The 13,207-nt window shown below is 40.7% G+C and carries 16 protein-coding genes; 7 read left to right on the top strand and 9 right to left on the bottom strand.

Going from position 1 to position 13,207, the window contains the following annotated elements:
- Nucleotides 1-37 precede the first annotated feature (37 nt).
- Nucleotides 38-598, bottom strand: coding sequence for an archaellin family protein (locus L6E24_RS05580; protein WP_257743719.1), 561 nt, complete (start codon nucleotides 596-598; stop codon nucleotides 38-40).
- Nucleotides 599-829: 231 nt separating this feature from the next.
- Between L6E24_RS05580 and L6E24_RS05585 the strand changes: the two genes are divergently transcribed.
- From L6E24_RS05585 to L6E24_RS05605, 5 genes are read left to right on the top strand one after another with little or no spacing between them, the layout of a single operon-like run.
- Nucleotides 830-1,144 carry a NifB/NifX family molybdenum-iron cluster-binding protein gene (locus L6E24_RS05585; RefSeq protein ID WP_257743720.1) on the top strand — a complete coding sequence of 105 codons (315 nt, stop codon included), beginning with the start codon at nucleotides 830-832 and terminating at the stop codon, nucleotides 1,142-1,144.
- Between the two features lie 14 nt (nucleotides 1,145-1,158).
- A complete protein-coding gene (locus L6E24_RS05590; RefSeq protein ID WP_257743721.1) occupies nucleotides 1,159-2,019 on the top strand; it encodes a nucleotide-binding protein in 861 nt (286 codons plus the stop codon).
- A complete protein-coding gene (locus L6E24_RS05595) occupies nucleotides 2,016-2,882 on the top strand; it encodes an ATP-binding protein (protein WP_257743722.1) in 867 nt (288 codons plus the stop codon). The genes L6E24_RS05590 and L6E24_RS05595 overlap by 4 nt, the downstream gene beginning before the upstream one ends.
- The gene (locus tag L6E24_RS05600) at nucleotides 2,882-3,289 is read left to right on the top strand and encodes a DUF134 domain-containing protein (protein WP_257743723.1); all 408 of its coding nucleotides are present in this window, start codon (nucleotides 2,882-2,884) and stop codon (nucleotides 3,287-3,289) included. Before L6E24_RS05595 ends, L6E24_RS05600 begins: the two co-directional genes overlap by 1 nt.
- 3 nt (nucleotides 3,290-3,292) lie before the next feature.
- Nucleotides 3,293-3,628, top strand: a complete 336-nt coding sequence (locus L6E24_RS05605; RefSeq protein WP_257743724.1) for a NifB/NifX family molybdenum-iron cluster-binding protein — start codon at nucleotides 3,293-3,295, stop codon at nucleotides 3,626-3,628.
- Nucleotides 3,629-3,999: 371 nt separating this feature from the next.
- On the opposite strand, the gene L6E24_RS05610 is transcribed toward L6E24_RS05605, so the two are convergent.
- From L6E24_RS05610 to L6E24_RS05620, 3 genes are all read right to left on the bottom strand, one after another.
- Nucleotides 4,000-4,179, bottom strand: coding sequence for an MFS transporter permease (locus L6E24_RS05610; protein WP_257743725.1), 180 nt, complete (start codon nucleotides 4,177-4,179; stop codon nucleotides 4,000-4,002).
- A gap of 191 nt (nucleotides 4,180-4,370) precedes the next feature.
- Entirely contained in the window at nucleotides 4,371-5,420 is a 1,050-nt protein-coding gene (locus tag L6E24_RS05615) for an AI-2E family transporter (protein WP_257743726.1), read from the bottom strand.
- A gap of 189 nt (nucleotides 5,421-5,609) precedes the next feature.
- Nucleotides 5,610-6,791 (bottom strand): aminotransferase-like domain-containing protein, encoded by a 1,182-nt coding sequence (locus tag L6E24_RS05620; RefSeq protein ID WP_257743727.1) that lies wholly within the window; start codon nucleotides 6,789-6,791, stop codon nucleotides 5,610-5,612.
- A gap of 127 nt (nucleotides 6,792-6,918) precedes the next feature.
- Here L6E24_RS05620 and L6E24_RS05625 point away from each other — a divergent pair, with 127 nt between their 5' ends.
- Entirely contained in the window at nucleotides 6,919-8,031 is a 1,113-nt protein-coding gene (locus L6E24_RS05625) for an aminotransferase class I/II-fold pyridoxal phosphate-dependent enzyme (RefSeq protein WP_257743728.1), read from the top strand.
- A 97-nt stretch (nucleotides 8,032-8,128) separates the two neighbouring features.
- On the opposite strand, the gene L6E24_RS05630 is transcribed toward L6E24_RS05625, so the two are convergent.
- The 3 genes from L6E24_RS05630 to tnpB all read right to left on the bottom strand — a co-directional run bounded on the left by L6E24_RS05630 (nucleotide 8,129) and on the right by tnpB (nucleotide 11,147).
- Nucleotides 8,129-8,770: a trimeric intracellular cation channel family protein gene (locus L6E24_RS05630; RefSeq protein WP_257743729.1), complete on the bottom strand. Its 642-nt coding sequence runs from the start codon at nucleotides 8,768-8,770 to the stop codon at nucleotides 8,129-8,131.
- A 104-nt stretch (nucleotides 8,771-8,874) separates the two neighbouring features.
- Complete coding sequence (locus L6E24_RS05635) at nucleotides 8,875-9,819, bottom strand: magnesium transporter CorA family protein (protein WP_257743730.1); 945 nt, start codon at nucleotides 9,817-9,819, stop codon at nucleotides 8,875-8,877.
- Nucleotides 9,820-10,016: 197 nt separating this feature from the next.
- Nucleotides 10,017-11,147, bottom strand: coding sequence for an IS200/IS605 family element RNA-guided endonuclease TnpB (tnpB, locus tag L6E24_RS05640; RefSeq protein ID WP_257743731.1), 1,131 nt, complete (start codon nucleotides 11,145-11,147; stop codon nucleotides 10,017-10,019).
- 313 nt (nucleotides 11,148-11,460) lie between these two features.
- On the opposite strand from tnpB, the gene eif1A reads away from it, so the two are divergent.
- The gene (gene eif1A / locus L6E24_RS05645) at nucleotides 11,461-11,778 is read left to right on the top strand and encodes a translation initiation factor eIF-1A (protein WP_257743732.1); all 318 of its coding nucleotides are present in this window, start codon (nucleotides 11,461-11,463) and stop codon (nucleotides 11,776-11,778) included.
- A gap of 8 nt (nucleotides 11,779-11,786) precedes the next feature.
- On the opposite strand, the gene L6E24_RS05650 is transcribed toward eif1A, so the two are convergent.
- Entirely contained in the window at nucleotides 11,787-12,617 is an 831-nt protein-coding gene (locus tag L6E24_RS05650) for a DUF7289 family protein (protein WP_257743733.1), read from the bottom strand.
- Entirely contained in the window at nucleotides 12,618-13,190 is a 573-nt protein-coding gene (locus L6E24_RS05655) for a hypothetical protein (RefSeq protein WP_257743734.1), read from the bottom strand.
- Nucleotides 13,191-13,207: the final 17 nt, after the last annotated feature.

The raw sequence follows: 13,207 nt of genomic DNA on the forward strand, positions 1-13,207 counted from the left end.
CAAAAAAATAACTAAAATCAGACCATGACAGTTTATTTCAGACAAGTTCGTAGTAATCATTCTTAACCAGATTATCAGGAATATCACGACTGAAAAATATCCCGTGCCCTTCAGACGGAATGACAGAGCACTTAAATGAATCCCCTCCGGCAAGTGAGACGGAATCAGGATAAATCCTGACCCTCAGAATTTCACCATCCTCAAGAATGTTGTCATCATCCGGACTTATTTTCCAGACATATTCAACAGATGAATCTCCCGGAGGGAAATCCTTAATAAATTCATCAGTAGAGATTTCATACGAAATTTTATTGATATCAATGCCTGTTCCGCCTCCGCACTGCTCAAGATAAAACATTATGTACCTCAGTTCAGGATCAGATACTTTTACTTTGGCAACAACCGTTCCAAAGAGATTAAGGGAATTTGAAGTCTCCTTCAGGCCTGAATTTATGACCTCCTCACTCTTCTCCGTCACAAAAAAACCGGTTCCAAGCACAACAAAGGAAAATACTGCCGCAACTACGACAAATGAGATCAAAACTATTGCAGCCTCAAGCCCTGTGAAGGCCTCAAAACTCCCGGACCCCGACACCATTATTTCTTATATATAACCCATCATATTAAAGATTCCGGTTTGCAACCATACACAACATTATATATTAAAACAGGCCGCAGCCAAAATATAAAATTATTCCCGACAACTTCAGGAAGATATTTCAGCTCACCACGACTACATAATCCTAAATACTTATTCCGGCATGCAGTCCGGAATGTATAATAACCAAACTATTTATGCCCATATGAGCATAATTAACAGAGGTAAATTATGAAAGTAGCAGTAACATCCAAAGGGGAAAATAAAGATTCGGTTTTTGAAGGAAGATTTGGAAGAACACCATATTTCCTCATATTTGACACTGAATCAGATGAATGTAAGGCAGTTAAAAATCCATACTCTCAGGAGGCATCAGGTGTCGGCCCAAGAGCTGCACAGCTTCTTGTTGATAACAGTGTAAATAAGGTCATCACCGGAAATGTCGGTGGAAATGCTGCATCTGCACTTCAGATGGCAGGAATTGAAGTTGTTCTCGACCGTAACGGCGGCAGTGCCGAAGAAGTGTATAACAAAAATAAGGCCTGATTCAGGAGAACCTGATGAAGATAGCGGTTGCAAGCGGCAAGGGCGGAACAGGAAAATCCACAGTATCTGTAAACCTTGCATACAGCCTTGCATTAAGAGAGAAAGTGGTTCTTGCAGACTGTGATGTTGAGGAGCCAAATCTTCATCTCTTCTTTGATGCAGAGGAGACTGAAAAAGAGGTTAAAGTGCCTCTGCCTGAATTTGACATGGAAAAATGCACACTCTGCGGAGACTGTGCGAGGTTCTGCAATTATGGTGCACTGATTGTCGGAAAAGATAAACTTCTCTTCTTAAAAGAGATGTGTCATTCATGCGGCGGATGCAGAATACTATGCCCTGCTGATGCAGTAAGCGAAACAGAAGTTTCTATAGGCAGAATTCTCACATCACAGCCCTCAGAAAATCTGACACTGATTACAGGCATACTTAATATCGGCGAGATAAAAGCGCCTGATGTGATTAAGGATGTCAAAAAAGCGGCAGAGAAAATCACCGGTTCACAGATAACCATCCTTGATTCACCACCGGGCACTGCCTGTTCAATGGTTGAAACTGTTGACAGCATTGACTTTTCCATTCTGGTTGCAGAATCAACACCATTTGGAATGCATGACATAAAACTTGCCGCAGAGGTTGTAAAGGAGAGAAACATTCCGGCATGTATAGTCATAAACAGAAGTGACGGACAGGATGAAGTAATTGAAATACTTTCAGAAGAGATGAATATACCCATCCTGATGAGAATTCCGTTTGAAAAAGAGATTGCAGAGATACAGGGCAACGGAGAGATACTCTCTGCACATTCTGAAAAATACCAGAAAGAATTTCTGGCACTGTTTGATGAAATTCAGAAGATGGCAGGGGGTGAAGCATGAAAAAAATTGCAGTAATAAGCGGCAAGGGCGGAACAGGCAAGACGATTGTAACAGGCGGGCTTGCTGACCGGATCAATGCAAAAATGATAATCTGTGATGCCGATGCTGATGCCTCCAATCTGGATCTGATCTTAAAGCCCGAAATTATCCGGAGAATTCCACATGCAGGCCTTAAAATTGCTGAAATTGATCAGGACAAGTGTATAGGCTGCGGCGAATGCTATGAATTCTGCCGCTTTGATTCTGTAATTGACAGAAAGGACGGAACATATCTCATTGACAACCTGAAATGTGAGGGATGCGGAGTCTGCGGCCTTGTCTGCCCGGCAGAATGTATTGAACTTAATGATAATATCTGCGGTGAGGTATTCATAGCCAATTCCCCGTACGGCACAGTTGTTTATTCCGAACTGAAAGCAGGTGCCGGAGCAACAGGGCTTCTCGTTCATGAGATCAAGAAATACGCCCTTGAAGAGGTCACAGATGAAACGTTAATGCTCATAGACGGCCCGCCCGGAATCGGATGCCCTCTACAGTCCACAATGAGTGGCACTGATTATGCCCTCATTGTAACCGAACCAAGCCAGTCAGGGTTACATGACTTAAAGAGACTTGTTCAGGTTCTGGAAAAACTGCCGGTTGAGATATTCGCCTGCATTAACAAGGCAGATCTCAACCCCGGGATTACCAGGGAGATCAGGGACTACCTCAATGAATCAGAAGTCCCTATGCTTGGCGAAATTCCATTTGACAAAACAGTCATTGAATCTGTCAGAAGTGGAATTCCGGTTACGAAAATTAATTCTCCGGCATCAGACGCAGTAAAAAATATCTGCATAAATTTATCGGAGAAGATTCTCTGATGGAAGATGAAAACGAATTCAGGGGAAGGGGACGGGGCAGGCCCAGAAAAAGACGATCTATGGACAATAACAGTTCATGTGAGTTTTTTGAGCCAGCCTCACCCGGCAGAGGAGAGAATGAATTCGTTAGGATTCTTCCGGAAGAACTGGAATCAATAAGGCTTGTCGATCTCGAAGGGAACAATCAGGAGACTGCCGCATCAAAGATGGGAGTTTCAAGGAGAACGCTCTGGAGAGATCTTCATGAGGGCAGAAAGAAAGTTGCAGATGCCCTTGTAAACAGAAAACTGATAATAATCAGTAATGAAGATATTCATAAGGATAATTATCCGGGCAGAGGCAGATGCAGAAGAAGATCTGACGAATGCCCTTATTACGATGAAGAAATAAATTCAGGAAGTGATTAAAAAATGAAACTTGCTATAGCAAAACAGGGAGACGCTGTATCAGAACATTTCGGACAGTGCGAAGGCTTTGTCCTTTTTGAGATTGAAGACAAAGAGATAAAATCAGAGGATTTTGTTGAAAGTCCGGAACACAGACCGGGTGTTATTCCTGAATTCCTGTCATCAGTCGGTGTAACCGATGTCATCGCCGGAGGCATGGGCGGAGGCGCTGTCAATATCTTTAACAGTAAGGGAATAAATGTGTTCACCGGAATTGCAGGGCCAATCAGAGAAGTTGCTGAAGAGTTTGCAAAAGGCAATCTTGAAAGCTCAGGCAGCATATGCAGCCACAGCCACTAAATACTGAAATTTAACTAAAAACTCTTTTTTAACTGCGATTATAACCGGGGTTTTCTGACAGATATTCTAAAGGAGATACAGCAATATCCTCAGAAACAGAATATCCGGCAGTAATTTACCGGTGAACCTGATATGATACTGATAGAGGCAGTAAGGGTAAATCAATTCAGACTATATCAAAATTAAAGTCAGGATAAATATTTAAAAATATCCGGAATAATCATAAAAATCTCTCTTTAAAGTAAGAACACTACTGCATAAAACAGTAAGATTATGCAGAAAACACCGCCTTATCACAAAAAAAGTCATTCATGAACCTGCGGGTTCACAGATGGAAGATGAAACAAATGTTTCATAGGAGATTCAGAGAATCATTCCTGTTTAACAATCATATATCCACCGGAGAGCAGAACAACACCAAATATTATTGCTATTACCCCAAGAAATTTTTCAACAACAGTTTCAATAATATCAATTGAGAAAGTCATACCAACACCAAGAATAATAAGCATTATTCCAAGCAGAACCGAAATTGCACCAAGCCAATCCATTTATAAACCTCATAATACAGCATAACAAAAAGCCGGAGAAATAACAGTATCAACCTGTAATTCCGGAAATCTGACTATGCTCAACTATATACTATAAATACAGCAATCAGATATTAACTTTACCAATGTATTTTCCGGAAATTATTGAGGCGGGACCAGGATTTCATACCAAATACAAACTGCATCCGCCATCATAGATCAGATCTAACATCCCGCCCATCACCGTTACCATCACCAAATTTATGGAGAAGAATCCTGTAGCAGCCTATCAGCAGTGCGATGAAGACAGGCCCCATGATAAATCCTAAAATACCCATTACAGCAATACCTCCAAAGAATGCAATAAACATCAGTACAGGATTTATACTCGCTCTTTTGCCCATAAGAACAGGCCTCATCCACCAGTCAGGAATGGCACATAAAAGCGGCCATGCAATTGCAAGAATAATTAACAGGCCGTACCAGTCAGAGACTGAGACGGCATACAGAATAAGAAAGGCAATGAGCACAACCGGCCCGAAGATCGGAATTAAAGCCAGAATTCCGGAGAGAACAGCATAAAACATAATATGCCCATAGCCAAGAATATAAAATACCGGGAATGCCACAAAAAATACAGCCAGTGCAACTGCAATATGAACATTAAATAGTGCATAAAGCATATCCACAACGGAATTGCGCATAATTACAACTGTATCAGAACTGTCCTCAGGCAGAATGCCCTCAATCTCAGTGTACATCTTTTCACCGAATAACAGAAAGAGAAATATCGAGAGAAAGAGTATCATTATTTTTATAGCAAGCATTGGTGCCATTACAAGAAGGCCCAGCAGATAATTCCTCATCTCATCAAGTGAAGACTGGAAAAAATCCGAGATCCAGGGAAGTGGATTTACCTTCTCACCATAAACAGAACCACCTGAGAACAGTTCATTGTTAAACCACTCAAGGATAGAATTTATCAGTGACATCAGGTAGTCCAGATTATCATACAATACAATGGCTGCGACATACATTGCACCAACTATACCCACAGCAACGGCAGTGGTCAGAATTGCGGATGAGAAACCGCCTCTCATATACCGGCAGAGGTACCTGTGTGCCGGAAGAAGGAATATGGTAAATGATCCGGCGATGATAATTACGCCGGCAAAATCCCAGAATGCCAGGATTGAGGCGATGATGATAATTCCGATTATCGCATATGTTAATTTATCACCACTGCTTACATTTCCGGGCATAACAGAGATAATAGCGTTTCTTTAATAAATATATTTTTCCACAAAAAGTCACCCACAAAAAGAGTGACTTAACAATGATGGATGAAACACAGAAGTCACCCATCTCCCGTAATCTCTGCCAGCCCGAAGATAATGTGAAAAATATTAAGATAATATAGAATAATATTTCAGGAGACATCTGAACAAGGTTCAGACACCAAGGGATCGGAGTGCAGTATCAAGCCTTTCCAGACCGGTTTTTATCATCTCCTCATCTGCATTTGAGAAGTTGAACCTTATATTATCAAGTCCGCCGGAACCGGCATAAAATGGCACTCCCGGAAGAACAGCCACATTTTCTGCAAGTGCCCTCTCAAATAATGTCATTGATGAAATCCCCGCCGGAAGTCCGGCAAGCATGAACATCCCGCCTTCAGGATTTGTATGAGTCAGGCGGTCCATGAAGAGGTCGTCCATCAGATCCAGCATTAGACGGCATCTTGCAGAATATACTGATGTGATCTTTCTGATATGGCAATCAAGGTTATTATCCTGAAGGTACCTTGCCATAATCTTCTGGCAGAGAAAGTTTGAATGGAGATCTGCTGCCTGCTTTGCACTGTCAAACTGAGATATTATCTCCAACGGAGCATAGATCCAGCCAATTCTCATTCCCGGAGCTATAATCTTTGAAAATGAACCGCTCATAATCCCGTTTTCACCGGCAAATGCCTTAACAGGGATTCTCGGCTTTCTGTCAAAGGCGAGTTCCCCAAAGGCATCATCCTCATAAAATACCGTTGAAGAACCTTTTAGAATTTCTCCGATCTCCTTTCTGGTTTCCGGAGTATATGTTCTTCCTGAAGGGTTCTGAAAGTTAGGGATTCCATAGAAGAATGCAGGATTTTTCTTCCGGATAAGAGCTTCAAACTCCACTGTGTCAATTCCGTCATCAGAGAGGCCGACTGTTGAAAACTCAGGTTCATACAATGAAAATGCCTCAATTGCACCAAGATAGCCTGGCCTTTCCATGCCGATGCAGTCTCCGGAGTCAGTGAATATCTTGGCAACGAGATCAAGGCACTGCTGTGATCCATTGACAATTCTGATCTCATCAGGACTGGCATTAAGACCAAGCCGTTTATTGTACCTCTCTGCGATATACTCACGAAGCGGCATGTATCCGTCAGTGGTTGTGTACTGAAGCGCCTCGCAGCCGTCATCCTCAAATACAGAGATTGCTGCCGATTTTAAGCCCTCAACATCTAAAAGCTCTGCCGATGGAAGGCCGCCCGCGAAAGAGATGACACCTGGTTTTGATGAGAGTGAGAATAATCTCTCTATAAAAGATTCAGGCATCTTTGACATTCTTGCAGCAAACTGATAATTCATCCGGATAATATTTGCGGCATAAGACAATATAATTTGCACTGACAATAGCCAGATATAATCAGAAAAGAAGCTCTCTGCCTCTACTTCCGGCAGACTATATGAAGGATAAAAAAAGATATTATAACCTATGAAAATTGATGAATTCAGGCTTGAGAGGTTTCTGGCAGAATATGAATTCAGTGCACCACATCTCTTATGCACCTCAGACTGCCAGTCAATGACAATCAGTGAACTTCTTGCAATGACTGATTATTCACAATCTGAGCTTGGAGAACTACACCTTGGATATACGGAGTCCGGAGGATCACCTGTGCTGCGTGAAAAGATCTCTGAATTATACTCTGACCTCGATCCTGACGAGGTTATCGTATTTGCAGGTGCTGAAGAGGCAATATTTGTCTTCATGAACGTACTTCTGAGTGCCGGCGATCACGTAATTGTTCAGTACCCGGCATACCAGTCACTATATCAGATAGCAGAGGCAGCAGGATGCAGAGTAAGCAGATGGATGATGAATGAAGATGATGACTGGAAACCCGACATTGAAAAATTAAAAGAGATGATTCAGGAAGATACAAAGGCCATAGTAATAAACACACCCCACAACCCAACCGGTTATCATTTTTCATACGATGAATTTAAAGAGATCAGGGATATTGCAGCCGGAAAAGAAATAACCATACTGTCAGATGAGGTTTACAGGGGGCTTGAATATAACAAAAAAGACAGATTACCTGCAATAGCAGAAATTTATGACAGAGGAGTCTCAATCGGAGTTATGTCAAAGGCTTTCGGTCTGGCGGGGCTTAGAATAGGATGGCTGATATCCAGAGATAAAGAACTATTAAAGCGAATAATGGCCTTTAAGGATTACACAACAATATGCTCATCAGCACCCAGCGAATTTCTCTCCACCGCAGCCCTGACTATATCGGAGGATATTTTCCGGAAAAACATTGCAATAATACAGGAAAACCTCTCATATCTGGACAGCTTTTTTGAGAGATACTGGGGTGCATTCTCATGGGTAAAGCCAAAAGCCGGACCAATTGCTTTTCCATCCATCCTTTCCGGAGAAGGGAGTATGGACTTTGCATTAGAAGCGATAAATAATTCCGGAGTTCTTCTGCTTCCTTCAGAGATCTATGATTTTGGGAGCCGGAATTTCAGGATCGGATTTGGAAGAAGAGACATGAAGATATCGCTTGAGAAGTTTGAGGAGTTTCTGAACAGCAGATAATTTCCGGCACTCAGAAAAGATGATGGATATTATTTGACAGACTCAGAGATAGACTCCCGCTGCACCGGACATATATCCCTGCCGGAAAATACTGATATTAATCATTCTTTTCGGCTGCAACACGAAGAAATTCAGGATAACAGAGATTCCACCGAATTGCCGCGAATCTGATGACAATAACAGTCAGTGTACCAATAACTGTATTTAATGCAAATGTATCCGGGGTATATATCATCAGCATTACATAGATGATACCCCCGGTAAAAATCGGCGTTGCATACAGTTCAGGTCTTAAAATCAGATTTGTCCGGTCAGTAAGCATATCTCTGACAATACCGCCTGTAATTCCGGTTAAGATGCCCATAATAACCGCAACAGTAGGGCCGTACCCGAGAAGCAGAGTTTTGTCTATCGCCTGAATATTGAATACCGCAATTCCAACAGCATCAAGATGAAGAAGCGGTTTATGTGTTCTCCATAAGAGATCTTCCATAAAAAATGCCACAACTGCTGCAAAAACTGCAATCCACACATAGATAACATTATCAAGCCAGAATACCGGCGCATCAATAATTATATCCCTGAGTGTCCCGCCACCAAGTGCTGTTATCACGCCGACTACAACAACCCCAAAAATATCCATACCTTTTTTTGAACCTGCCAGTACACCTGTTATCGCAAAAACAGCCACACCCGCGACATTCAGAATAATATTAGATGTGATATACTCAAAAGGCATTTTTTACTCCGCCACATATGCTGATTTTTAAGTTATTTATGGATATTTCCGGAAGTTGAAATATCAGATAATATATGTTAGTTTTATACAAAAAATAAGTTCCATCACAGAAAATTCTTTCTCCACATGACTATTACAAGAACAGAAGAGAGAATAAATGAGAGAAGCATCAGCAGGGGAAAGGCCGCAGAATTATCAGACATCGGCAGAGGAACATTCATCCCGAAGAGACTTGCAATAATATTTGGAATTGCAATAACAATTGTGACAGATGCAAGCAGTTTCATAACCTGATTCATATTATTGTTAATGACAGACGCAAACGCATCCATCATTCCGGAGAGAATGCTGGAATAGATATTTGCCATCTCAATGGCCTGTTTATTCTCAATAATAACATCCTCGAGGAGATCAGTATCATCCTCATACATCTTAAGCGGCCTGAATTTCAGGATTTTTTCAAGTACCCCCTCATTTCCCTTCAGTGACGTGGAGAAGAATACAAGGCTCTTTTCAATATTTAAGAGCTGAATCAGTTCTCTGTTCCTCATTGACTTCTGAAGATTAATCTCAATTGCTCCGGATTTACGATCCAGAATTCTCAGGTAACGTAAGTACATCAGGGAGTTTTTATACAGAATCAGGAAGAGAAATCTTGTCCGTTTAAATGTGCTGTATTTCAGATATTCATCGTTTAAATATCCTGTAATCAGAGGATTTTTCCTCAGGCATACTGTAATCATATACTTTCCGGCGACCATTATCCCAAGAGGCAGTGTACTGTATTCATACGGAGTAGTCTCAGAAGTCTCCTCCGGAATATCAATGACAATAAGGGTTATCTCATCTTCAAATTCGAGGCGGCTTCTCTCCTCCTCATCAAGTGCCGCGTACAGATATTCTTCAGGGACACCGGTATGCCCTGCAACGAAGGAGATCTCATCTGAAGAAGGGCCGGTAAGGTGAATCCAGCAGTCTTCCTCAATGTCTGTTATCTTCTCCTGTTTTACTGTCACTTCCGACTTTCTGGTTTTAATAATTTCAATCATGCTTTTCTTTAAGAGAGATTACAGCATTCAGCCGGACTATTCAGAGACATTATGGGTTCAGTTAATAAGAAGACAGACCCATGCAGACATTCGTGAACTACCTCTGGGCTAAAGACCCAGAGGCTTCCTGCTTCATTCCCCAAACCATTGTTCGTAAGTCCACAGGCCCTTCCCCCCGTTCCAGGGGTGTAAAGATATTATATTCCAATTAGATTCTGTTTATCAAGAGCAAATTTCTTAATATTTATCGCGGCATTAATATCCCGATCGTGATGCATCCCACAGTCCGAACAAACCCAGTCCCTTACCGACAAAGTCATATCAGAATTATAATAGCCACAATTGCTACAAATTTTTGAAGATGGTTCAAACTGTCCTATCTGCAATATAGTCTTACCATACCGCTTTGCCTTATACTTCAGTTTGTCAAAGAAACCTGACCATCCGGCATCAGAAATACTTTTTGATAACTTATGATTTTTAAGTAAATTTTCAATCTTTAATGTTTCAACAGCAACTGCTTGGTTCTCGCTAATGAATTGAAAAGAAATTTTATGCTGAAAATCATTACGCTGATTACTTACTATCTCATGTTGTTTTGCTAACTGTAATTTTGCTTTTCTGAAATTTGAAGAACCTTTCTTTTTCCGGCTTAATCTCTTCTGAAGAACTTTTAACCGCGCTTCTGAGTTTTTCAGAAATTTAGGATTGTCGTATTTTCTACCATCCGATGTAACAACAAAGTCCTTTATACCTACATCAAGACCAATTGTAGTACTTGCGTCAAAGGTTTCAGGTGCTGGATACTCTGTACCGTCATCAACAAGAATACTTATGAAATATTTACCTGAACTGTTACGGGAGATAGTTGCAGTCTTTAAATCACCGCTAAACTGTCTGTGAAATATCGTTTTAACAGACCCAATTTTGGGCAACTTAACAAAATTCCGGTCAAAATCAACAGAATAATGCTGAGGAACTGAAAAGGACTGAACTGGATTTTTCCTGGATTTAAAGTTTGGAAATCCTTTCTTTTCTCTGAAAAACTTAGTAAATGCATTATCAAGATGTAATGTAGCTCCCTGAAGAGACTGTGAATTGACTTCCTTTAGCCATTCATTCTTTTGTTTTAGTTCCGGAAGCATATTGTTCAGCTCAAATCTTGACAGAGATTTACCTTCAGTTTCATAGTGTAAAATCTTCTTTTCAAGGGCAAAATTATATACAAATCTACAAGCACCAAAATGTTTCTCAATTATGTCAATTTGAGATTTATTTGGGTACATTCTAAATTTGTACGCAATTAACATGCAAATAATAATTGGCATAAACACAATAAATATTTTGCATTAGTGATTATCAGTGGACAAGACTAACGCTTACATCCCCTTGGCTAAAGACCAAGGGGTTTTACGCTTATTCTCATATAAATAGCTAATCTGTACTGAGTATTGGTTTAATATCCGAAGATATTAAATCATGTAAGGTATATATACAGACAATTCAGGACGTTATCAGAGATTACAGTTCCGGATGACAATAAATAACCGGAAAATTCAGAGAACAGTGATACAGTCAGACATAGAGTTATAATAACAAGAACAGATATAACCGATTAAAACAATATTATAATAACTGGAGTTGGAATTTCTGGCAAGTTATAAAGGGAACAATAATCCGGGCGAAGCAATAATCAGAGTTAAGCTGCCTAATAAGAAGAAAGATGAGATATTTGCTACCGCAGACCTGATGCTCGGTGCAAACCACATACGGGTCAGATGCTATGACGGCATAACAAGGACAGGCAGAATTAAAGGTAAAATCAAGAAGAGAGTCTGGATCAGAGAAGGCGACGTACTGATAGTAGTGCCGTGGTCATTCCAGGACGAAAAGTGTGATATCATCTACAGATATACCAGACCGCAGGTTGAATGGTTAAGGAAAAATAAATATATTTAATATATACATCACATATTTTCAATTTTAATTTTATATTCCTTAATCACTATTTTATTGACATTCTGAAGAGTAAACTCTCCGGGTGTTCCCAATGGAGTCAATCCTCCGGATTTAACTGAATCCCCGCTGAAAAAATTATCCCACGCGGCAGAGTAGTCATCGTCAGGATCAGGAACATATTTAATCGTAACGTCTGCTGTCTGATCACAGTCATTTATTGTAGTCTCAGGCGGACTTAACATACTCATCTGAAGATCACCTATACCGCTCAGGTACTGCTTAACCGTAGATTCTACAGAAATCAGATTGATCACCAGAGTGCCGGTATCGTCATCCATGAACCACCTTGGGTTTGCAGCCATAACAGAACCTTCAGTAAACTTCTGCCTTCTGACAAACGCACCGTTCTCAATTGACATAACAGCCTCACCTTCTGAAGAAGAATACCTCAGTTCTCCGGGGTAAAAAGTCTTAGACTGAGGCGAACCGTCAGACAGGGTATATCCAATGTCAAAATACTGTACACTCTCAGAGGAGTTAATAGTCTCAAGAGTACCTCCGGAAACCATAACGGAGAGATCACGATACGGAACATTGCTGAATGTCAGAATTTTCATATCATTCTGAATGGTTATCATTGTCTGCTCCATACTCTTCTCATCAGAACCAACCTGAGTCTTAATCAAAAGCGGATAGCCATAAAATGTCACCATTGCAATTCCGGTAATGACAATTGAGAACATAATTATAAACCCTATAGATTCCGAAACAGCACTGTCATCCCTTTTCGCTATGGAATTCTGGATTAGAACACAGAGTCCCCCAATACTTAACACCATCTAAAACCCTCCGGAATCATATGTTATCACATTTTCACCTGTACCTGTGGTATTTCCTGTAACACCCTTTGTTGCACCTATACCGGATATAGATATTCTGGTTGTAATATACCCGTCAGTGACAATAATTCTCTGTCCTGCACCTGTTGCAAGTGGGTCAAGCCTCAGATAATACTCTTTTCCGGCAACATCATCAGGAATATTAAAAGAGGTTACAACCCTTCCGGTTTCAGGAGCAATGGCATAAAGATCCACAATCCTCACACTCATTCCATTCCCAATATCCACAAAAGAGCTGTATTTGATGGTATTTGAAGGCTTTTCGATGAATATTGTGTTTGCCGCAAAAAAGACAACTACAAGCATTACAACCATAACTGTTGTAATATTTAAATACTCAATCATAGTGCTTACCGCACAGTCATCAGGTCGTCTGATAAGCCTTCTTAAATCCTGTACACCTCTGACGGAGAAAATACGCCCAAAACAGGATATTTCGGACCACACACATGATGCAGCTGTAAGATCATACCTCATACCCTCTTCTGACAACATACAACATTCAGATCTCATACAATCCTCTGACACCA

Source organism: Methanoplanus endosymbiosus (assembly GCF_024662215.1).
Lineage (GTDB): Archaea > Halobacteriota > Methanomicrobia > Methanomicrobiales > Methanomicrobiaceae > Methanoplanus > Methanoplanus endosymbiosus.